Here is a 20,972-nt window from a genome sequence, read left to right on the forward strand (position 1 = left end):
ACACACCCGAGGACCGCCGGTGACGCGCGGGCGCCCGGGCTCTGGCCGCGACCGCCGCAGCTCTGTGGGCGGCGGCGAGTCGGGGGGCAACGCCGTGTTCGCGAGGGCGATATCGCGAGTCTACGGCGCGATGTCGTACGCGTGCTTCGCCGCCCACAGCGTCGTGGCGCGCATGTAGTAGGGCGCGCGGATGCTGCCGTTGCCCTCCCATGCCTCCGGCGTGCGGAACCACAGGCCGTCGGTCTTCCAGATCGTGTCGACCAGGCTCGCGCCGATCTCACCGGCCTGCGCGGCGAGCCCCTCCTGGATCATGCCGGCCACCACGCCCCAGGACGTGCCCACCCAGCACTCGCGCGTCTGGTTGCTCGTCCCGTCGACCGAGCCATTCGCGGTCATGACATTGACGACGCCGCGGGTCCCGCCGTCGAACCGCTTGAAGTTGTTCTCGTAGATCTTCGTGAACGCCGACACGGCGTGGCTCGGGTCGACGATCGGCGGCAGCCCGAGGGCGCGCGCGTACCACTGGCCAGCGAGCTGGTCCGACATGATCCGGTTCGTGTCCCGGCTCCCCGTGTCGATCCTGTAATACGCCCCCGTCCAGAGCTTCGACTCGAAGCCGCCCTTGCCCTGATCGAACCACGTCTGGTAAGTGCCCGCGAGCGAGGTGTCACCGACCGCGGTCGCCAGCTCCTTCGCGGCCTCGCTGGCGGCGAGGAAGAGGCTCCCGCAGTACGCGGTGTTGCCGTGCAGATCCATGTCGTCGTAGGTCTGATCGATGCCGTTGCTCTCCGGCAGCCCGTCGCCGTCGCCGTCCTGGCCCTTCACCTTCTGCATCGCCATCTTCACGGCGGGCCAGCAGTAATCGAGGAACTCCTTGTCGGTCTTCCCGGTGAGCGCCCAGTCGCGATAGACCATCAGGACCAGCTTGGAGTTGAGGTCCTTCCAGTTGGTCGAGTCGCGGTACGTGTACGCGTTCCATTTGCGGAAGACGCTCTCGTTATCCCCGAAATCGTGCGCGGTCGTCCCGATCGCGCGTGGCCTGTCGGAGCGCGTGGTCGTCACGCTGTCGCAGAACTGCCGCACCTCCTGCTTGTCGATGTCCGGCCAGAGCGCGAACAGGGCCCATGAGCCGTAAAAGCGCACGTCCGACGTCCCATAGAACGGGTAGATGTACGACTCGAGGCTGGTGAACATGTCCTCGTCCGGGTCGTCCGGCTGGCCGGACGCCGCGCCGGCCTCCCAGTACGTGCCCGCGATGGCGTAGTAGTAGAGCTCATTGAACAGAGCGCCCTTGAGCCACTCCGGGTACTTCGGGTCGTCGAGCACGCTCGCCTGCCAGTCCTGGATCGCCCAGAGCCACGGCTCGTGCTCGGCGAGCGCCTCCGCCGCGATCGTCCACGAGGCGTTCCCCGTCCGCCCGAAGTGGCGCGTGTACGCGCGGTACCACCTGTCCCCCGAGCCCGCCTGCGTGACCGGGATATCCCACGCGAGCACGATCGGCACAGTGGCGCTCTTCCCCGGCTCCACCGTGGCCTTGAACGCGATCGCCCCGAGCGAGTGCCCTCCCGTCGTATTGGCGAGCGCGCCGTCGTTGGCGAGCTCGCTCTGCAGGGCGGCGACGCTGTCGGCGGACTGGTACGAGACGACCACGCCCGGCGCGTTCCGGCTGGCGAGCGTGAACTCTCCGTGCCCCTCGGCGCTCGCCGCCCCTCCGCCGCGCGTGAGGACCAGGCCGACGTCGTCGCCGGAGGTCTGCACCGTGGCGCCATTTCCGCCGTGATCGTTCTTCCAGGTCAGCATCACGGCGACGTCGCAAGGCGCTCCGGTCGGATTCGTGATCTCCCACCGATAGACGCCGACCGGATAGCTGGATTTCTTGTAGTCCCCCGGGATGATGGGGCTGTATTGTTCGACCTTCGCTTTGCAGGGGAATGCCGCGCCGTGGTAATCGACCCACGAGCGCGGAAAGAGCGAGGAGTACGTCGCCTGCCCCTGGCCCAGGCCGTCCTTGTCGAGGCGCTTCGTCTGCGCGTCGCCCTCTTCGGCCTTCTGGTACATGAAGAAGCCCGCGTTGATGTCGACGTTCTGGTCATTGCTCCCGATATCGAGGCGCCCCTTGTAGAACCTGCCGTCGAACCGCCAGGTGATCGTCCCGGCCCCGAAGCCGCCGATAGGCGCGCCGTCCTCGTAGACGCCGTCCGTGATACCCCTGCTCCACGCCTGAGCCGGGATGGAGATCGGCTCGCCCGGCACGTGCGCCGGCGGGCCGCCGCCTTCGCTGCCACCGGAGCCGACCGCGGGTGGAGCGCCGCCGGTGCCCGCCCCTGACGACGAGCTGCTCGCAGGGCCCTGGCTTGTTCCGGCGCCGGCTCCTGTTCCTGCTCCGGCACCGGCGCCGCCAGGCCCCGATCCGCCATCCGACGAGGACGAGCTCGAGCCACCGCCACCGCACGAGGCGGCTGTCGCCACGACGAGGACGGCACCGGCAGCGACGACACCCAGAGAGCGTAGTGGGACAAGCGGCAATGTCATGACGGCGAGCATATGCAGATCGTGCGCACACGTCACCGTACCAATGGCAATGCATTCACTTCGTTACCGCTGAAACATTCCGTCGTTTCCGAGGCAAACCTGAATTCGCGCGTCGCTGTTCACCCGCGCGGCCTGTAGCGCGACGCGAAATCTCCAGGGCGTCTTCCACGACGCGCACGACACGATCGCGCGAGCGAGACCGATGCGTACCTCATTTCATCGCCAGGCTTGCTCCGCAGCGCGCGGCCGAGGAGCGGCGTTCATGGCCAGGTGGCCTTGACCGCATTGATCCAGTAGTCCGCGAGGCGAAAGGCCGGATCTTGCTCGATGTGCACGAAGCGTCCGCTGTAGCTCGCGGCGGAGCGACCACAGACCTGGCTCGCCGAAACGAAGTTGAGGAACCTACCTTGAACGTTGGTCGTCGCGTTCAGCGAACAATCGCTGCTGCCGGGAACGCCGACCCGCCAGGTGGGCTTGCTGGCCAGCAAGTTGCGCTTGAGCTCCAGTATCTTGTCACCCGAGACGGGGGCGACATCCATGCCGTGCGAGGCGAACACGTCCTCCGCGCAGGTATCTCTCGCCATGCCATGCCATTGAACGCCCCACCAGGGATTCGATCCATAAAAGGCCGCGAGCTCCAGATAGGTCGCGTGAAACGCGTTCGTCACGTTGTGGGCCACGTCCGACGTCATGTACGAGCTCTGGCAAACGCTGTCGGTGAAGCTCGCATCGCGGTGAGCGCCGGCCATCAGAAAGCTGCGGGATCTCGTCGCCTTGAAGATGCTGACGGCCTGGATCTCCGTCTCCAGGTCCGCGGTCGCATGCGGCGCCGAGTGCGCGAGCTCTCGCTCCGCGGCCGCGTCCACGATGAACGTGCCCAGCCCGAGATCGACGGTTCCGTCGCTGTTCCGATCGCCGACCTCCATGAGCACACAGTATCTTCGACCATTGTTGACGTCGCGAAGGAGCCGGATCCGCGTAGATGACGACAGGCTGGACGGAAGCACGATATTGCAGCTGCCGCCCATCATGGTGCGAACGACGCTCCGCCACGCGGTCAGCTGCGTCGAGCTCGGGGTGACGAAGACGCCTGAGTCCCTGCCGGGCATATGATCGCGAATGCACGTCACGAGCGCCTCCAGGGTCGCGCTCGACGAGCAGGTCAGGTCCGCCGACACCGCCGGGCGGGACGCCATGAGGACGCCAGCGCCGAGCAGGAACAAAATCGATCGTTCGAACCGCATGACAGCGTTACCTCCAGTCAGGGGTTTGCGGGTGGGATCGATCGGCGGTCCTCTGCGCGGCGCGCTGTGCGCGTGGGCACAGGAACGAGGCTCGCCGGGGCCGCACGGCGCGGGCCTCGGCATTCCCAGACTTTCAGGCGCGCGAGCGCTCGCCGCTTTCTTCGCCGTCCACGCAATGATCGCCAAGCAAACTCACCGGCAGGCGACGGCGAGTGCAAGGCGGAGACCGCCGCGCTGTGCGAACCGTTCGCGGTCGCCGCGGCCACCACATCGCAGCGTTACCGCCACATCGCAGCGCGGCCACCACACCACAGCGTCACTCGACCCGGTGAGCCCCCGGGGTGTCGCACGTCATGACAACGGCGCGTCGCTCGCCGGCCGGAGCGGGTCGTCCGGGCGCGAGGCGCCCATCCTGTCCGTCCTGTCACGACAAGCAAGCTCCCCGAAAACGTGTGGAAATAATGGAGGCCTTATCCTCGGCAGCGTGAAAGTCATCTCGCACGGGCTGCTCGGGCGTGAGACGACCGAAGCGATCGCCATCCCCCTCGGGGCCCTCGCGGCCTCGCTCCTCGTGTTCGGCGCGTTCGTGGCCGCCCAGGGGGTGAACCCCTTGAGCGTCTATCAGGACATGGTCCGCGGCGCCTTCGGCACGTGGTTCTCGCTCCAGAACACCCTCCTCCGGGCCGCGCCGCTCATGCTGACCGCGCTCTGCACGGCGCTGCCGGCGCGCCTCGGCCTGATCGTCATCGGCGGCGAGGGCGCGCTCGCCATGGGCGGGCTCTCGGCCGCGTCGGCGGCGCTGGCCGCACGGGCGTGGGGCGCGCCGCCCGCCGCCGTGCTCGCCGCGATGCTCGTCTCCGGGCTCGCCGCCGGGGCGCTCTGGATCGGCCTCGCCGGCGCGCTGCGCGTCTACCGCGGCGTGAGCGAGACGATCAGCAGCCTCCTCCTCAACTACATCGGGATCGCGATCCTGAACCACCTCGTCGAGGGCGCGCTGCGCGACCCGGCGAGCCTCAACAAGCCCTCGACCGCCTCCATCGGCGCCGAGAGCGCGCTCGGGAGCCTGCCCGGCCTCGAGGTCCACTGGGGCCTCGCCTACGGGGTGCTCGCCTGCGCGCTCTGTTATGTGCTGATGCACCGGACGACGTTCGGCTTCGGCGCGGCGATGAGCGGCGGCAACGTCCGCGCGGCGCTCCTCGCCGGACTGCCGGTCAAGCGCCTCGTCGTGCTCACCTGCACGCTCGCCGGAGCGTGCGCTGGGCTCGCCGGCATGGTGGAGGTCGCGGCGGTCCACGGCCGGGCCAACGCGTCGCTGATCAGCGGCTATGGCTACACCGGCATCCTCGTCGCGTTCATCGCGCGCCACAACCCGCTCGCGATCATGCCGGTCGCCCTCCTGCTCGGCGGCATCGGCGCGAGCGGCGGCCTGCTGCAGCGGACGGCGCGGCTCCCCGACGCGACGGTGAGCGTGCTCCAGGGGATCCTGTTCATCGCGATCCTCGCCAGCGAGACGCTTTACGGCCGTTCCCTCGCCGCCCGCGAGCCCAAGGTCCGTCAGGCGGCTCCGGCGCCTTCGGTGGCATGATGAACGACGCAGCTGCGCTCGGTCTCTGGGGCATCCCCCTCGCGGTCGCCGCCGGGGCCATCCGCATCAGCACGCCATTCCTCTTCGTGAGCCTCGGCGAGTGCCTCACCGAGAAGAGCGGTCGCGTGAACCTCGGCCTGGAGGGCACGCTCGTCATGGGCGCGATGGGAGGTTATGGCGTCTCTTTCCTCACGGGCTCTGCCTGGCTCGGCGTGCTCGCCGCCGGCGCCATCGGCGCCGCGCTCGGCGCGCTGCACGCGTGGCTGTGCTCGAAGCCGCGCGTCAACGACATCGCCGTCGGCATCGCGCTCATGCTCTTCGGCGTCGGCCTCGCCTTCTTCCTCGGCAAACCGCTCATCCAGCCGACCGCGCCCCGCCTGCCCGCGATATCGCTCGGCTTCTTCAGCGATCTCCCCCAGGTCCGCTCCGCGCTCCAGGTGAACGCGCTCTTCCTCATCGGGGCCGCGCTCGCCCCGCTCCTGCTCTGGGCGCTGAACCGCACCCGCTTCGGGCTCGTGCTCCGCACCGTGGGCGAGAGCGCCGACGGCGCCCGCGCGATGGGGGTCGACGTGAACCTGGTCCGGCGGCGCGCGACCATGGCCGGCGGCTTCCTCGCCGGCGTCGGCGGCTCGTTCCTCTCGCTCTTTTACCCTGGCAGCTGGAACGAGGGACTCTCGAGCGGACAGGGGCTCATGGCCGTCGCCCTCGTCATCTTCGCGCGCTGGAACCCGGTGCGCTGCCTCTTCGCTTCGCTGCTCTTCGGCGGCGCGAGCGCCCTCGGGCCGGCGCTCCAGTCCGTGGGGATCACCTGGGGATACCACCTCTTCAACGCCGCGCCGTACATCGTGACGCTGGCCATCATGGTCGCCGCGAGCTCCGCGACCCAGACCCTGCGCGATCAGCCCGCCGAGCTGACGCTCGCGCGTTGATCGCGCGAGGCGGCGCGCACCGGACGAACCGTGTGAAACGTACGAAACGGATGAAACGAACGAAAGGAGCGAGCCCCGCGAGACGAGCGAACCGTACGAGACGAGCGAAACGCTGAATGACAGGAGGACTCGACCGATGCCCTACGTGGCCGCTGATCCCTACGCCTGGCCTTACAACGGCGCGCTCCGCCCCGAGACGACGGCCCTGATCGTCATCGACATGCAGACCGACTTCTGCGGGAAGGGCGGGTACATCGACCTGCTCGGCTACGACATCTCCCTGACGCGGGCGTGCATCGCGCCGATCCAGCGCGCGCTCGCGGAGCTGCGCCGCCGCGGCTATCACGTCCTGCACACGCGCGAGGGGCACCGGCCGGACCTCTCCGATCTCCCGGCGAACAAGCGGTGGCGCTCCCGCCGGACCGACGGCGGGCGCGGCACGGGCGTGGGCATCGGCGATCCAGGGCCGTGCGGGCGCGTGCTCGTCCGCGGAGAGCCTGGGTGGGAGATCATCCCGGAGCTCGCGCCCCTGCCCGGCGAGCCGATCATCGACAAGCCGGGCAAGGGCTCGTTCTGCGCGACGGATCTCGATCTCATCCTCCGCCAGCGCCGCATCGAGAACCTGATCCTCACGGGGATCACGACGGACGTCTGCGTGCACACCACCATGCGCGAGGCGAACGACCGCGGGTACGAGTGCCTGCTGCTCTCCGACTGCTGCGCGGCCACGGATCCTGGCAACCACGCCGCCGCGCTGAAGATGATCAAGATGCAGAACGGCGTGTTCGGCGCGGTCTCGACCTCCGCCGCGCTGCTGGAGGCGCTCCCGTGACCATGGACCCGCGCGTCTTCTCGAGCCCCGCGGCGAGGCCGCCCCGCGCCGCCGCCCGGGAGCCCGGCCCCCCCACGCCGCCGCCGGCGCTCTCCGCCGCGGGGATCACGAAGCGGTTCGGGCCGCTGCTCGCGCTCGACGACGTCTCGCTGCGCCTCGCGCCCGGGAGCTTCCACGCGCTCCTCGGCGAGAACGGCGCCGGCAAGAGCACGCTGGTCAAGTGCATCATGGGCTATCACCAGGCCGACGCCGGCGAGGTGAGGGTCGGCGACGCGGCCCTGTCCATCAGGAGCCCGCGCGACGCGCAGGCGCTGGGGATCGGCATGGTCTACCAGCACTTCACCCTCGTGATGAACATGACGGTCGCCGAGAACCTCGTGCTCGCGCGCGCGTCGCTCCCCCTCGTGATCGACTGGCGCAAGGAGCGCGAGGCGATCCGCGCGTTCATGGAGCGCATGCCGTTCCGGCTCGATCCGGAGCGGACCGTCCGCGCGCTCGCCGCGGGCGAGAAGCAGAAGCTCGAGATCCTGAAGCAGCTCTACCTCGGCAGCAGGATCGTCATCCTCGACGAGCCGACCTCGGTCCTCACGCCCGGGGAGGCCGACGAGGTGCTCGGGATGCTCCGGTGCATGGCCGACGAGCAGCGGATCAGCGTGCTCATGATCTCGCACAAGTTCCGCGAGGTGACGGCGTTCGCCGACGAGGTCACGGTGCTGCGGCGCGGCCGGGTCGCCGGCCGGGGCAAGGTCAAGGACCTCACGCCGGCGGCCATGGCCGAGATGATGGTCGGCGCGCAGCCGGCGCAGGTCTCCGCGGCGCGCGGCGACGCGCCCGCCGGGGAGCCGATCCTGCGCATCGAGGGGCTCGCCGCGAGCGACGATCGCGGGCGGCCGGCGCTCGACGGCGTGACGCTCACGGTCCATCGCGGCGAGATCGTCGGCATCGCCGGCGTCTCCGGCAACGGGCAGGAGGAGCTCGTCGAGGTCCTCGCCGGGCAGCGCGCCGCGCGGGGTGGCAGCGTGGTCGTCCATGGCGAGCCGTACGGCGCCGGGCGCGCGCAGATCCAGCAGCACCGGGTGCGGTGCCTGCCCGAGGAGCCGCTGCGCAACGCCTGCGTCCCCGCGATGTCGGTCGCTGAGAACATCGGGTTCCGCGTCTTCGACAGGCCGCCCTTCACGAGGCTCCGCTGGGGCGTGAGCCGGGCGGCGCTGAGGCGGTCGGCCGAGCGCCTCGCCGCGGAGTACGCCATCAAGGCGCCCTCGGTCGACGCCCCGATAGGCAAGCTCTCCGGCGGCAACGTGCAGCGCGCCGTGCTCGCGCGCGAGCTCGGCATGGAAGAGGACATCGAGCTCCTCGTCGCCGCAAACCCCTGCTTCGGGCTCGATTTCGCGGCCGTGGCCGAGATCCGCTCCCGCATCCTGAAGGCGCGCAACCGCGGGACCGCCGTCCTCCTCGTGAGCGCGGATCTCGACGAGATCTTCGCCATGGCCGACCGTGTCCTCGTGATGAGCGAAGGCCGCATCGTCCACGAGTCGCCGATCGCTTCGGCCGACGTCGCGGAGATCGGCCGCGCGATGGCGGGGCACCGATGACGGCGCGGCCCCTCGAGATCGCGGCGAGGCCGTACCCCTTCCGCGTCGCCGATCGGGACGCCGTGGCGCTGCTCGTCATCGACATGCAGCGCGACTTCCTCGAGCCCGGCGGCTTCGGCGCGGCGCTCGGCAACGACGTCAAGCGGCTCCAGCGCATCGTGCCGACGGTCCGGCGCGTCCTCGACGCGTTCCGCGACCACGGCCTGTCCATCATTCACACGAAGGAGGGTCACAGGCTGGATCTCTCGGACTGCCCCCCTGCGAAGCGGGGCCGGGGCGCTCCAGGGATGCGGATCGGCGATGTCGGGCCGATGGGGCGCATCCTGGTGCTGGGCGAGCCTGGAAACGACTTCGTGCCCGAGCTCGCGCCGGCGCCCGGGGAGCTCGTCGTACCGAAGCCCGGGAAAGGCGCGTTCTACCGGACGGGGCTCGACGCCAGGCTGGCGGCGCTCGGCGTCTCCCACCTGCTCATCGCCGGCGTGACGACCGAGGTCTGCGTCCAGACCACGATGCGCGAGGCGAACGATCGCGGCTACGAGTGCCTGTTGATCGAGGACGCCACCGAGAGCTACTTCCCGGAGTTCAAGGCGGCGACGTTGGAGATGGTCCGCGCCCAGGGCGCGATCATCGGTTGGACCGCCCCCGCCGCCGCCGTCCTCGAAGCGCTCTGATCGATGCCCGTTCCGGAGCGGTGGTCACCTGCACAGGATACGGGCCCAGATCGGCGTTTTCGGCGCGGAAGCGCACGAAAGGGCGCCGAGCACCGAAAACGTCCATCTGGGCCCGTATCCGCAGCGGGCGGCCACCACTCTAATGTGTGGAGCCGAGAGCGCCCGCGACGAGGTAGTCCATGCTCTCGAGCGCGATGTCGGTCTGCTGCTGCGCGACCGAATCGGCGATCACCACCTTGCCCTCATTGTTCATGATGGGCCCCTGGAAGATGGTGAGCGTGCCCTCCGTGAGCTTCGCCTTCGCCTCCTCGGCCTTCTTCTTTGCCTCCTCGGAGACGGCGGGGCCATAGGGTGAGATCTTGATGTACCCCTCCTTGAAACCGCCGCGCAGGAGGTGCGGATACGGCTTCCCCTCGCGGATGAACGTCATGTAGTCGGTGTAGACCTTGGACCAGTTCCACTCGGCGCCGGTCAGGTAGCCCTTCGGGGCGAGCGTCGCCTGGTTCGTGTGGTAGCCGGCGCTGAACGCGCCGCGCCGCTCCGCGAGCTCGATGATCACCTTGGGCGAGTCCACGTGGGCGGTCAGGACGTCGACGCCCTGATCGATGAGGCTGTTGGCCGCCTCCGCCTCCTTGACGGGCATCGCCCAGTCGCCGGTGAAGATCACGGCCGTCGTCACGCTCGGGTTCACGCTCCGGGCGCCCAGCGTGAAGGCGTTGATGTTGCGGAGCACCTGCGGGATCGGCTTCGCCGCGATGAACCCGAGCTTGCCGCTCTTCGTCGTCATGCCGGCGACGATGCCGGACACGTACTCGGCTTCGTCGATGTAGCCGAAATAGCTGCCGACATTGCTCGGGTGCTTCGACCCGTCGTAGAGGCCGCCACAATGGAGGAAGGTCTTGTCCGGGAACTTCTCCGCCACCTTGAGGATGTGCGGATCGAAGTAGCCGAAGGACGTCGGGAAGATCACCGTCGCGCCATCGAGGTTGATCATGCTCTCGAGCGTCTTCTGCACGGCGACCGTCTCGGGGACGTTCTCCTCCTCACGGGTCTTCACGCCGGCCAGCTTGGCGAGCGCGGCGGCCCCCTCGGCGTGCGCCTGGTTGTAGCCGTAGTCGTCCCTGGGGCCGACGTAGATGAAGCCCACCGTGAGCGGCTGATCGCTCGACCCCTCCTTGCTGCAGCCTGCCGCCGGCAGGAGCGAGAGCGAGAGGACCAGTGGACGGAGGATGGCGAGGAAGCGCTGTCCCCGTGCCGCGCCGGCCGCGGTGAACACGGGAGTTCTCGGTGTGCTCTTCACGCCATGGATGTGTACGCGACTCCTCATTTCTGGAGCTTTTCCCACGCGTGAATTTCGCGCGCTTCGCGTGATTCCCGTTGAGCGCGCACCGCGCGCTGTGGCATGGTTCCATCAACACTGGAGATTCGCGATGACAGCTACACTTCCAGCAGCGACGCGGGATTTTGTGCCTGTGCAGTTGCCATTCATCATTGCGAATGTGGCAACGATGGCCGCTCATCCGGAGTCGGTCCCCTGGCGGCGCCTCCGGGAGGGCGTCGAGATTCACCGCATTTACGGCAACAGCGACGCAGGCGCCTCGGCCGCGCTCCTGCGCTACGCGCCGGGGGCATCCGTGCCGCAGCACGTCCATCGCGGCCATGAACACATCTTCGTGCTCACAGGATCGCAGTCGGACGAGCGCGGGCACCACCGCGCCGGCACGCTCGTGATGAACGCCCCGGGCAGCCGCCACAGCGTCTCGAGCGCCGAGGGCTGCATCGTCCTCGCGATCTGGGAGCAGCCCGTCGTCTTCATCTGATTCATCCTCATCCGATCATCTGGACACCGGCTCACGCATCAGGACATCCGGGCCGCTCATCTGGACACCTCCTTTCCACCCCCTCGCGCCATGCGGGGCTTCGCCGCTTCCAGACACGAAGGCCAGCGAGGCCACGCCGGCCTGACCTGGGTCCGGGGTACGACATCGCCGCAGGCACGTCCTCACCGGACCGCGAGCGTGCACCCGGCGCTCGCTTTCTCGGGGCACAGAGGTTCAGGTACGCTGCGCTTTGCCGTAGGCTGGACGCTCATGGATTCACGCGGGAAATCGCTCCCTCCGGGGCCGCTCGTCACGGACGAGGACATCCGGGAAGAGCTCCGGCGGCTGTTCGACGCCGGTCCCGACTCGGGGCTCGTCATCCGGGTCTACGGCGAGCCGGGCGAGGGGGCGGCCGCGGCGGACGCGTTCCGCGAGATGTTCGCGTCGCTGCGCATGTACGAGGGGAAGCCGCAGGACCAGCCGCTGGAGATCCTCGTCGACGCGCCGAGCAAGGCGCACATCGCGCGCGCGCTTTCTGTGCTCGGCCACAAGCAGCACCAGAAGCGGATCCTCGATCACATCCTCACCACCTTCGGGCGCCGGCTGATCGACCCGCTCGCCGAGATCCTCGACACGACCCCGACCGGCTCGGTGACGGCGCGGCTGACCATGCTGCGGGACATCTTCCTCGCGCACGTCGCGGATCTGCGGATGACGCCGGAGTCGCAGCAGATCCTCTCGAGCGACCTGCGCAAGCTCCTGAGCGACGACTACCTGGCGATGGTGGCGGAGAACGAGGAGCGCGTGCAGCGCCCGCGCGTGGCGATGCTCGCGCAGCAGATCCTGCGGCTCGTCGGCTCCACGTTCCACAACGCGCTCAAGCGGTGGCCGGCGCACGCCGAGCAGATCGCCTCGTCGATCGCGCGGCGGAGCCCGAAGAAGGTCCGCCTGAGCGAGGTGCCGAAGCTCATCCGCGGCCAGATCACCGACGGCATCGAAGAGTTCCTGTGGATCGAGACGAGCGCGGACATCGAGGGCGCGCTGCGCCCGATGCTCGCCGAGCACCAGGACGTGATGCCCGTGACGCAGGCGACGCTCGACCGATCGACGTACCGCGAGTTCGCGGACGCCTGCTGGGCGATCATCGCCGAGCACTGCTGACGGCGGGGCGAGCGCTGCCGGATCGACGATCCCGCCGCGCTGCAGGCTGAGATCCATCACGTCCTGGTCGCTTCGCTCACCGCTTCACCGAGTGTCCCGCCCGATGCGTCTGGAGGGAGAGCCCCCCCTCCGGAGCAAGCCCCCGCGCGCGCCGCGTCGGGAATGATTTCCGCCTCCCGCTGTTGTAAGGGGCCGCTGGCGCCTGGGCCGCCGCGCACTGCGGCGTCCGAATCGCCGGCGCGGAGAGCTTCTTCCCTTCGCGGAGGGGTGCACGGCCGTGATCGAAATCAGCGACCTATACAAGTACTACGGCGACCGGAAAGCCATCGGGCCCCTGTCGTTCTCGATCGAGGCGGGAGAGATCGTCGGTCTGCTCGGCCTGAACGGCGCGGGCAAGACGACGACGCTCAGGATCCTCGCCTGCGATCTGCTCCCGTCCGCGGGCCGTGTGCTCGTGGACGGACTGGATGTCGTCGACCACCCCCACGAGGTGCGGTCCCGCATCGGATACCTCCCCGACAGGCCGCCGCTCTACGACGAGATGAGCGTGCGCGCCTTCCTCCACTTCGCCGCGCGCCTGCGCGGCGTCGACGCCGGCGCGGCCGACGCGCGGGTGGCCGAGGCGCTCGCGGTGACGCAGCTCGACGACGTGGCCGCGGACCCCATCAGCTCGCTGTCCCACGGCTTCAAGCAGCGCGTCGGCATCGCGCAGGCGATCGTGCACAAGCCGCAGCTGCTCGTCCTCGACGAGCCGATCAGCGGGCTGGACCCCGTGCAGATCGTCGAGATGCGCGCCCTGCTCCGGAGCCTGCGCGGCAAGCACACCATCCTGCTCTCCAGCCACATCCTCTCCGAGATCAGCGAGACGTGCGATCGCATCCTCGTGATCCGGGACGGCGCGATCGGCGCGCAGGGGACCGAGCAGGAGCTCTCGGCCAAGCTGCTCCACGGCGTCCGGGTCGAGCTCACGGTGCGCGGCCCCGCGGCCGAGGGCGCGGGCCGCGGCGAGGCGGCGCGAGCGCTCGAGCTCGCGCGCGAGGTCGAGGGCGTCACGTCCGTCGAGCAGGTCACCACCAACGAGCCGGGGGGCGACGTCGTGAGCTTCGCGGTCGAGGCCGACCGCGACGTGCGCGCGGCGCTGTGCGCCGAGCTCGTGCAGGCGGGCATCGGCATCCTCGAGGTGAAGCGGAGCGAGCGCGAGCTCGAGTCGGTGTTCCTGCGGCTCGCCACGCGCGCGACGCCCGGGGCGAAGGACAGGTCCGCCGCGGCCGGCAGGGCGAGTGCCGGCGGCGACGCAAGGAAGGCCCCTGCGGAGGAGCAGGCGGAGGAAGGCGAGGGCGAGACATGAGAGGGACATTGCTCGTCGCGCGGCGGGAGCTGTCCGCGTACCTGAGATCACCGCTCGGGTACGTCGTCGCTGCCGCTGCGCTGCTCATCGACGGCATCTACTTCCAGGTCGCGGCGCTCGGCTCGGGCGCGCGGCTGTCGGCGGAGGTGCTGCTCAAGTTCTTCGACGGTACGGCGTTCATCACGATGGTCGCGGCGCTCATCCTGTCGATGCGGCTCATCGCCGGCGAGCGCGAGAGCGGGACGCTCATCCTGCTCAAGACCGCGCCCGTGCGCGACGGCGAGATCATCGCCGGCAAGTTCCTCGCCGCGCTCGCGCTGGTGTCGTTGATGACGGCGATCACGATCTACATGCCGCTGCTCATCTTCGTGAACGGCAAGGTGTCCGTCGGGCACATCCTGGTCGGCTACTCCGGGGTGCTGCTGCTCGGCGCCGCGTCGCTCGCGATCGGGCTCTTCGCCTCGACGCTCGCGGCGAGCCAGGTCATCGCGGTCATCCTCGGGGCGGCGATCCTCGGGACGCTCGGCTTCCTGTTCCTCGTCGCCCGCGTGACGGAGCCGCCGCTCAACGACTTCGTGAGCGCGCTGAACCTCTACCCGCTCAACCAGAAGCCGTTCCTGAACGGCGTGCTCCGGCTGGAGAACGTCGTGTACTACGTCGCGGTCGCGTACTTCTTCCTGCTCGCCGCGACCCACACCCTGAAGGCGCGGAGGTGGCGGTGAAGGACAAGCAAGCTCAGGCCGACGAGGCCGAGATCCGCGGCGAGGGAGCGGGCTCCGCGCCCCTGCCGGACGCGGGGCGAGAGGCCCCGCCGGCCGGCGATCCGGCGCCCGCCGCGCCGCGCGAGGCGCCTGCGCTCCGCGCCGGGGGCTGGATGGTCCCGGCGTACGCGGGCGCGCTCCTCGCCCTCTTCCTCGGCGAGCGCGTGGTGCCCACGATCGAGTGGCTCCGCTATGCCCTGTCGGGGCTCGGGTTCTTGACCCTGGTCCTCGTCACCGCGCTGCGCTTCGCGACCGCGGTGCGCGAGACGGGCGAGCGCCGCGCGGTCGAGCGCGCGCTCGCGATCCTGTCGGCGCTCGGCGTCGTCGCGGTGGCGGCCTACTTCACCACGACCGACGCGGGGCAAGCCATGCTCGGCGTCTCGCGCGCCGCGCCCGAGCTGCGCGCGCGCGTCGACGCGGCCACGACGGTCGCCTGGATCGCGCTGCTCGTCATGGCGACGGTGCCGCTGTTCTTCGGCGAGGCGGCGCTCGCGCCGATGCGGCGCGCCGAGCGCATCGAGGGCCGGCGGGTGCGCGCGGCGACGCTCTCGGGTCTGACGCTCGGGTTCGCCGCGGTCTACTCGGCGCTCTTCGTGTTCGCCGCGAGCCAGCTCGATCTCAAGGTGGACTTCTCGTACTACCGCACGGCGCGCCCGGGCGACTCCACGAAGCGCGTCGCCGAGAGCCTGACCGAGCCGCTCAAGATCACGGCCTTCTTCCCGCAGCAGAACGAGGTCGGCGCCGAGGTGGAGGGCTACCTGCGCGAGGTGAAGGCGGCGTCGCCGCAGATCACCGTGGAGATGCAGGATCGCCTGCTCGTCCCCGCGCTCGCCAAGGAGGCGAAGGTCACGCAGGACGGCGTCATCGTGCTCTCGCGCGACAGCTCGCGCGAGACGCTCACCGTCGGCTCCGACATGAAGAGCGCGGGCGCCAAGCTGAAGAGCATCGACGCCGACTTCCAGAAGGCGCTGCTCAAGGTGATCCGGCCCGCGCGCATCGCCTACCTGACCGTGGGCCACGGCGAGCTGAACGAGACGGCTGGCCAGGTCGCGGGGCGGACGGTCAAGGATCTGCGCAAGGTGTTCGAGTCCCAGAACTACACCGTCAAGGACCTCGGGCTCGCCCAGGGGCTCGGCAGCGAGATCCCGAAGGACGCCTCCGTGGTCCTCGTGCTCGGCCCGCAGAAGGAGTTCCTGCCGGAGGAGATCGGGGCGCTCAAGCGGTACGCCGAAGGCGGCGGACACCTCCTGTTCGCGCTCGATCCGGAGGCGAAGGTCGATCTGAACCCGCTCGCTGGCATCGTGGGGCTCACGTGGAAGCCGGAGATCCTGGCGATGGATCGGGCCTTCGCCGTGAGGCGCCACAACGACTCGGATCGGACGATCCTGATCACGACGCGGTACTCCTCGCACGCGTCCGTCTCCACGCTGAGCCGCAACGCCCAGCAGGCGCCGACGCTCTTCCCGGGCGCGTCGTCGCTCGACAAGCAGGGCGGCGACGAGCTGAAGGTCGACTTCGTCGTCCGCTCGATGCCCGAGGCGTTCGCCGACGCGAACGGCAACTTCAAGTTCGACGCGGAGAGCGAGAAGCGCAGCGCCTACAACCTCGCCGCGGCGGTCTCGAAGGAGGTCGCGCCCGGCGCGGACGGCAAGGAGAAGAAGGAGCTCCGCGCGTTCGTGGTCGCCGAGGCCGACATGTTCAGCGACGCGGCGATCCGGGCCGGAGCGAACGGGCTGTTCGCGCTGGACGCGCTCCGGTGGCTCGGCGGCGAGGAGAGCTACGCCGGGGAGATCACGACGAGCGAGGACGTCCGGATCGAGCACACGAAGGAGAAGGACCAGGTGTGGTTCTGGGCCACGATCCTCGTGGCGCCGGCCATGGTGCTGGGTCTCGGGCTCTTCATCACGCGCCGCGGGCGGCGCGCGAGCGGGAGGCGCGCATGAGGTTGGAACGCAGCTTTTTCGTGCACCTCGGCCTTCTTGTGGTCGCGGCGTTGTTCGCGGTCCTCGTCTGGACGCGCGACGAGAAGGCGGCCGCCCTCTCGGTCGCGGACGTGACCGTCTGGGCCGGCCGCGCCGACGACGTCGAGCGCATCGCCTTCGAGGGGAAATCGAAGACGGTCGTCCTCGAGGCGAAGAAGGACAAGGAGGGCCGCTACTTCGTCGGCACGGCGGAGCGCAAGACGACGCCCCCGGCCGAGAAGCCGAAGGACCCGCACCAGAACCCCGACGACGCGGCGCAGGACGACGAGCCGCCCGCGGAGGCTGAGCCGACGGTCAAGACGACGACGTTCGTCTCGGTGGCCGCCGGCAACAAGCTCGCCGAGGCGATCGCGCCGCTGAAGGCGCTGCGCTCGATCGGCCGCATCGCGGACGACCGCGCGGCCGAGTTCGGGCTGGCCGAGCCCGAGGGCACGCTCACCGTCAAGCTGCGCGGCGCCGAGCGAAAGCTGGTCCTCGGCGGCGCGACGCCCGGCGGCGCGGACCGGTACGCGCGCGACGAGGCCACGGGCGAGGTGTACGCCATCAAGGGCGACATCTACCGCGATCTCGACACCGCGGAGTCACGGCTCCTGGAGCGGGATCTGCACGAGTGGAAGGACGTCGATCTCGCCAGGGCGCGCGTCATCGCCGGGGACAAGCGCCGCGAGCTCGTGCGCAGCGGCGACGAGGGCAAGAAGTTCTGGGCCGATCCGGCGAGCCCCGAGCAGAACGACGAGACGGTCGGCAACTGGATGAGCAAGCTCGACCGTCTCCGTCCCACCGAGTACGTGGCCGTTGCCCCGGAGCAGAAGGAGGTCGTGGTGCGGATCGAGTACACCGGCCGCTCTGGCGACATCGGCTTCGCCGAGCTCGTGAAGGGGCCCCCCGGGGCGAGCGGTAAGCCCGACTATTTCCTGGTCACGGAGCGCACCCGCCTTCACGGCAAGGTGCCGGTGGGCGTCGCTGAGCAGGTCGAACAGGACGTCGGCGCCGTCGTCAAGTAGCCCTTGCGCCTCGCGACCGCGCCGGAGCAGCCGCCCGGCGCGGTCGGCCTCCGTGCGGCGCCGGCCGCGCCCTGCGGCGCAAGCTGTCTCCCCCGGTCGCTCTTTACTTGCCGTACCGGGTCCGGTCCTGCAACGCTCGGGCGCAATGTTCTTCCGACGATTGCCTACCCTAGCGCTGGGCGCTGCGGCGGCGCTCGCCGCGGCGTGCAGCTCGCCGCCTCCACCGCAACCCGTAGCGCCGCCGCCGACCGTGACCGCGGCGCCACCGCCTCCGCCTCCCCCTGCTCCGAAGCCCTGCAAGGCGCTCGATGAGCAGTGCCAGGCAGAGGCGTCGACCCGGGCGAAGATCGCCCAGAGCTCACTCGTGTTCACGCCCGCGAAGGGTTGGACCTATGCCCAGGCGGAGAGCGCCACGATCGCGCAGGCCGCGGACGAGGGCCCGGCCTTCGCGACGGCGCAGATCGACGCGGGCGAGGGCAAGCAGGCGATCGAGAAGCGCGACGCCGCGCTCGAGGCGCTGGCGCGCGAGATCAACGTGACCTTGCCGAAGAAGAAGGTGAACTGGAAGAAGCCCGACGACATCAAGGACGTCGCCGGGCGGAAGATCGGCCTGTGGCAAAAGGAGGGCGCCGCCCGCGGGACCAGGAAGGGCCCGCTGCTGATCTTCGGCGACACCGGGAAGGACGGGGAGATCGTGCTGGGGCTCGGCTTCGTCCCCGAGGACGACAACTCCGGCGCCGACGAGACCATCCTGCAATCGATCGAGTCGATCTCGGTCGCGGCGGAGTGATCTCGTGACGGCACCGAACGTCGCGCCGGGCAGCGTCATCGCGGGGAGGTTCTCGGTCCGCTCGCTCCTCGGCTACGGGGGCGCGACGGCCACCTTCCGCGCGGTGACGGCGCAAGCGCGCGACGTCGCCATCAAGCTGTACTCGCCCGTCGTCGGTCAGCGCGGGGACGCGATGCAGCACCTCCAGCGGTACGTGGCCGAGACGAACAGGCTGCCGCCAGAGCTCGCCGCGCACATCCTCGAGGCCGGCTACGACCCGGCGACGGCCGCGCCCTTCACGGTGACGGACATGATCCCGTTTCCGTCGCTCGCCGAGCTCGTGCGTCGCCGGCCCATGGGCTTCGAGGAGGTCGGCTCGATGCTCCGCTCTCTCGCGGCGGTGCTCGACGCGGCCCACGCCCGCGAGGTCCCCCACCACGGCCTCAAGCCGACGAACCTGTTCATCGACCCGAGCGCTCCGGGCAGCGTGAAGCTCACCGACTTCGGGCCGTCCCTCGCGCGGAGCATGGTGCCGACGCAGGAGGGGTATGTCCTCTCCGCGCCGTGGCTAGCGCCCGAGCAGCTTCAGCCGGGCGGCCAGGCGGGACCCGCCGCGGACATCTTCTCCGCTGCGCTGGTCTCCTTCTTCGCGCTCACGGGCCGCTCGTACTGGCGTTCCTGCCAGGGTCAGGTGGACATTCAGGGCTGGCAGCGCGAGCTCATGGCGCCGCGCCTCGCCGCGTCCGCGCGGGCCGCGGAGCTCGGCGTCCCGCTGAGCCCTGTGCTCGACGGCGCCTTCGCGCGCGCGCTGGCGCACGATCCGCGCGAGCGCTTCCGCTCCGCGAGCGAGCTCGCGGCCATGCTCAGCGGCTTCTCGGCGGCCGCGATCGAGGTGGGCTCGACGCTCGCCCTGTCTCCTTCGGTGAACGAGGCGGTCGCGCCCGCGCCGCCGGCCGTTGCCGTCACCGCGGCGAGCGCGCCCGCGCCCTTGCCGCCCGGCGACGCCACGCAGCTGGTGCCCTCGCCGTTTTCCCCCTCGCCGCAGCCGTCACACGCGCCGTTTTCACCTTCGCCGCCGCTGGCGCCCTCGCCGCAGCCGCCGCAGCCTTTTGCCGACGCGCCCGCCGGACAGGCGCCGTCACCTTCGGCCCAGAGCCAGACCGCATCCCGTCGAAGCGGCATTCCCGCGCTGACGGCGGTCAGCACCGCGCCCCGGTCGCCGTGGGGCAAGGCGGCCTCCCTGATGGTGGGCATCGTTGGTGTGCTGCTCGTCGGGGGCACGGCCGCCGCGTGGTACGTGCTGGACCGCAAGGACAAGGCGCAGCCGAGCCCCAGCGCCTCGACCAGCGCTTCCGCGGCGGCTCCCCCCGCGCCGTCGGCCGATCCCGCTCCACCCGAGCCAGCCCACAGCGCGGCGGCCGACGCCGGGACCCCGAACGCCGAGCCCCCGATCGATGCCGGCGCCTCGACCGACGCCGGCGTGGCGACCGACGCGACGGTGAAGATCTCCTGCAAGCCCGTCGCCTGCGAGGAGATCACCATCGACGGCAAGGTGACGCAGGCCCCGGAGGTCGAGCTCGGGCTCTCCCCTGGGGTTCACAAGGTGAGCGTCAAGCGAACCGGCTACTTCCCGCGGAGCCTGGGCGTGGTCGTCAAGGCCGGAACGCCGCTCGTGCAAGAGTTCCAGCTCACCGAGATCCCCCCGGCTCAGCCAGCGGGGCAGGCGGCGAGCAAGCCTTGCGGCAAATTCCTCAAACGCTGCAAATAGCCATCTTGCGCGCGCTCACGCGCGAGGGTGCGCCCGACGGTACGCGGCGCGCACGTGGTCGTCGGCGAGGTGCGTGTAGATCTCGGTCGTCACGACGTTCGCATGACCGAGGAGCGCCTGGACGCTCCGGAGATCCGCGCCCCCCTCGAGCAGGTGCGTCGCGAACGAGTGGCGGAGCTTGTGCGGCGAGCTCGGCTTGGCGATGCCCACGGCGCGCGCATATCCGCCGAGGAGCTTCCACACCGCCTGCCTGGTGAGCGGCCCGCCGCGCGGCGAGAGGAACAGCACCTGGGTCGCCGCGCTGCGCGGGTGCGTCGCGCGCAGCTCCAGGTAGGCGTCGATGGCGGCGAGCGCCGGCTCGCCGAGCGGCACGAGCCGCCGCTTCCCCCCCTTGCCGAGCGCCATCACGATCCCTTTGCGCCGGTCGACGTCCGCGAGCTTGAGGCGCACCACCTCGCTGACGCGCAAGCCGGCCGCGTACATCACGTGGAGCATCGCGCGATCGCGCAGCCCCTTGAACGTCCCTTGCTCGGGCGCCTCGATGAGGAGCGCGATCTCGTCGAACGAGAGCACCTTGGGCAGCCGCCGCCCGACCCTGGGTCGCTCGACCAGCGCGCACGGATCCCGCTCGATGCGGCGCTCGCGGAGCAGGAAGCGGATGAACCCGCGGACCGCGGAGAGGTGGCGCGCCGCCGAGCTGGCGCTGATGCCCGCCTGGCCGAGCGCGACCAGGTAGGTGCCGATCAGCGCCTGGTCGAGCCCATCGACGGTCGTGACCCCGCTCGCCTCGGCGTGGGCGACGAGCTTGGCGAGATCATGGCCGTACGCCTCGAGCGTCAGGGGCGCCAGAGCCCGCTCGACGCGAAGGTGATCCAGGTAGGTGTCCACCCAGGTCGCAAGGTCCACGGCCAACGGTACTTCGAAAGCGGCGAAGCGCGCCAGAAAGCCGGGCCGGAGCGGATCGACCCAGAACG

General features: G+C 70.2%; 17 protein-coding genes. 13 read left to right on the forward strand and 4 right to left on the reverse strand.

The genetic code is table 11. The features are described 5' to 3' along the window. Positions 1–120: 120 nt before the first annotated feature. Together WME73_RS24745 and WME73_RS24750 are read right to left on the reverse strand one after the other, a co-directional pair. Positions 121–2,532 (reverse strand): GH116 family glycosyl hydrolase, encoded by a 2,412-nt coding sequence (locus WME73_RS24745; protein ID WP_437917281.1) that lies wholly within the window; start codon positions 2,530–2,532, stop codon positions 121–123. 260 nt (positions 2,533–2,792) lie between these two features. Further along, complete coding sequence (locus WME73_RS24750) at positions 2,793–3,776, reverse strand: hypothetical protein (protein WP_437917282.1); 984 nt, start codon at positions 3,774–3,776, stop codon at positions 2,793–2,795. 484 nt (positions 3,777–4,260) lie between these two features. Here WME73_RS24750 and WME73_RS24755 point away from each other — a divergent pair, with 484 nt between their 5' ends. The 5 genes from WME73_RS24755 to WME73_RS24775 all read left to right on the forward strand — a co-directional run bounded on the left by WME73_RS24755 (position 4,261) and on the right by WME73_RS24775 (position 9,385). Next, positions 4,261–5,361, forward strand: coding sequence for an ABC transporter permease (locus WME73_RS24755; RefSeq protein WP_437747837.1), 1,101 nt, complete (start codon positions 4,261–4,263; stop codon positions 5,359–5,361). Beyond that, positions 5,361–6,290: an ABC transporter permease gene (locus WME73_RS24760; RefSeq protein WP_437747838.1), complete on the forward strand. Its 930-nt coding sequence runs from the start codon at positions 5,361–5,363 to the stop codon at positions 6,288–6,290. Before WME73_RS24755 ends, WME73_RS24760 begins: the two co-directional genes overlap by 1 nt. Before the next feature lie 136 nt (positions 6,291–6,426). Continuing rightward, complete coding sequence (gene biuH / locus WME73_RS24765; protein WP_437301443.1) at positions 6,427–7,122, forward strand: biuret amidohydrolase; 696 nt, start codon at positions 6,427–6,429, stop codon at positions 7,120–7,122. Positions 7,123–7,124: 2 nt separating this feature from the next. After that, on the forward strand, positions 7,125–8,714 hold the full coding sequence (locus WME73_RS24770) for an ABC transporter ATP-binding protein (protein WP_437748022.1): 1,590 nt from the start codon (positions 7,125–7,127) through the stop codon (positions 8,712–8,714). Further along, positions 8,711–9,385, forward strand: a complete 675-nt coding sequence (locus WME73_RS24775; RefSeq protein WP_437917283.1) for a cysteine hydrolase family protein — start codon at positions 8,711–8,713, stop codon at positions 9,383–9,385. The genes WME73_RS24770 and WME73_RS24775 overlap by 4 nt, the downstream gene beginning before the upstream one ends. Before the next feature lie 139 nt (positions 9,386–9,524). Here the strand turns inward: WME73_RS24775 and WME73_RS24780 are convergent, their stop codons facing one another. After that, a complete protein-coding gene (locus tag WME73_RS24780) occupies positions 9,525–10,604 on the reverse strand; it encodes a BMP family ABC transporter substrate-binding protein (protein ID WP_437917429.1) in 1,080 nt (359 codons plus the stop codon). Positions 10,605–10,893: 289 nt separating this feature from the next. Between WME73_RS24780 and WME73_RS24785 the strand changes: the two genes are divergently transcribed. From WME73_RS24785 to WME73_RS24820, 8 genes are all read left to right on the forward strand, one after another. Next, entirely contained in the window at positions 10,894–11,205 is a 312-nt protein-coding gene (locus WME73_RS24785; RefSeq protein ID WP_437747839.1) for a cupin domain-containing protein, read from the forward strand. Positions 11,206–11,475: 270 nt separating this feature from the next. Then, positions 11,476–12,366 carry a hypothetical protein gene (locus WME73_RS24790; protein ID WP_437747840.1) on the forward strand — a complete coding sequence of 297 codons (891 nt, stop codon included), beginning with the start codon at positions 11,476–11,478 and terminating at the stop codon, positions 12,364–12,366. 277 nt (positions 12,367–12,643) lie between these two features. Next, a complete protein-coding gene (locus WME73_RS24795; protein WP_437747841.1) occupies positions 12,644–13,714 on the forward strand; it encodes an ABC transporter ATP-binding protein in 1,071 nt (356 codons plus the stop codon). Further along, positions 13,711–14,436, forward strand: coding sequence for an ABC transporter permease (locus WME73_RS24800; RefSeq protein WP_437747842.1), 726 nt, complete (start codon positions 13,711–13,713; stop codon positions 14,434–14,436). The genes WME73_RS24795 and WME73_RS24800 overlap by 4 nt, the downstream gene beginning before the upstream one ends. Beyond that, complete coding sequence (locus tag WME73_RS24805; RefSeq protein WP_437917284.1) at positions 14,433–16,418, forward strand: Gldg family protein; 1,986 nt, start codon at positions 14,433–14,435, stop codon at positions 16,416–16,418. The genes WME73_RS24800 and WME73_RS24805 overlap by 4 nt, the downstream gene beginning before the upstream one ends. Next, complete coding sequence (locus tag WME73_RS24810) at positions 16,415–17,461, forward strand: DUF4340 domain-containing protein (RefSeq protein ID WP_437747844.1); 1,047 nt, start codon at positions 16,415–16,417, stop codon at positions 17,459–17,461. The genes WME73_RS24805 and WME73_RS24810 overlap by 4 nt, the downstream gene beginning before the upstream one ends. Before the next feature lie 160 nt (positions 17,462–17,621). Beyond that, positions 17,622–18,251, forward strand: coding sequence for a hypothetical protein (locus tag WME73_RS24815; RefSeq protein ID WP_437747845.1), 630 nt, complete (start codon positions 17,622–17,624; stop codon positions 18,249–18,251). Between the two features lie 4 nt (positions 18,252–18,255). Then, positions 18,256–19,998, forward strand: coding sequence for a serine/threonine protein kinase (locus WME73_RS24820; protein ID WP_437917285.1), 1,743 nt, complete (start codon positions 18,256–18,258; stop codon positions 19,996–19,998). Between the two features lie 15 nt (positions 19,999–20,013). Here the strand turns inward: WME73_RS24820 and xerD are convergent, their stop codons facing one another. Then, a complete protein-coding gene (xerD, locus tag WME73_RS24825; protein WP_437747847.1) occupies positions 20,014–20,904 on the reverse strand; it encodes a site-specific tyrosine recombinase XerD in 891 nt (296 codons plus the stop codon). Positions 20,905–20,972 lie beyond the last annotated feature (68 nt).

The sequence above is a fragment of the Sorangium sp. So ce302 genome, assembly GCF_051530145.1.
In the GTDB taxonomy this organism is placed as follows: domain Bacteria; phylum Myxococcota_A; class Polyangia; order Polyangiales; family Polyangiaceae; genus Sorangium; species Sorangium cellulosum_B.

What these genes read in the sequence shown, in the direction of transcription:
- WME73_RS24810 (WP_437747844.1), top strand. Translation starts at nt 16,415, where the DNA reads ATGAGGTTGGAACGCAGCTTTTTCGTGCACCTCGGCCTTCTTGTGGTC.
- WME73_RS24770 (WP_437748022.1), top strand. Translation starts at nt 7,125, where the DNA reads ATGGACCCGCGCGTCTTCTCGAGCCCCGCGGCGAGGCCGCCCCGCGCC.
- WME73_RS24785 (WP_437747839.1), top strand. Translation starts at nt 10,894, where the DNA reads ATGGCCGCTCATCCGGAGTCGGTCCCCTGGCGGCGCCTCCGGGAGGGC.
- WME73_RS24800 (WP_437747842.1), top strand. Translation starts at nt 13,711, where the DNA reads ATGAGAGGGACATTGCTCGTCGCGCGGCGGGAGCTGTCCGCGTACCTG.
- biuH (WP_437301443.1), top strand. Translation starts at nt 6,427, where the DNA reads ATGCCCTACGTGGCCGCTGATCCCTACGCCTGGCCTTACAACGGCGCG.
- WME73_RS24760 (WP_437747838.1), top strand. Translation starts at nt 5,361, where the DNA reads ATGAACGACGCAGCTGCGCTCGGTCTCTGGGGCATCCCCCTCGCGGTC.
- WME73_RS24745 (WP_437917281.1), bottom strand. Translation starts at nt 2,532, where the DNA reads ATGACATTGCCGCTTGTCCCACTACGCTCTCTGGGTGTCGTCGCTGCC.
- WME73_RS24750 (WP_437917282.1), bottom strand. Translation starts at nt 3,776, where the DNA reads ATGCGGTTCGAACGATCGATTTTGTTCCTGCTCGGCGCTGGCGTCCTC.
- WME73_RS24790 (WP_437747840.1), top strand. Translation starts at nt 11,476, where the DNA reads ATGGATTCACGCGGGAAATCGCTCCCTCCGGGGCCGCTCGTCACGGAC.
- WME73_RS24775 (WP_437917283.1), top strand. Translation starts at nt 8,711, where the DNA reads ATGACGGCGCGGCCCCTCGAGATCGCGGCGAGGCCGTACCCCTTCCGC.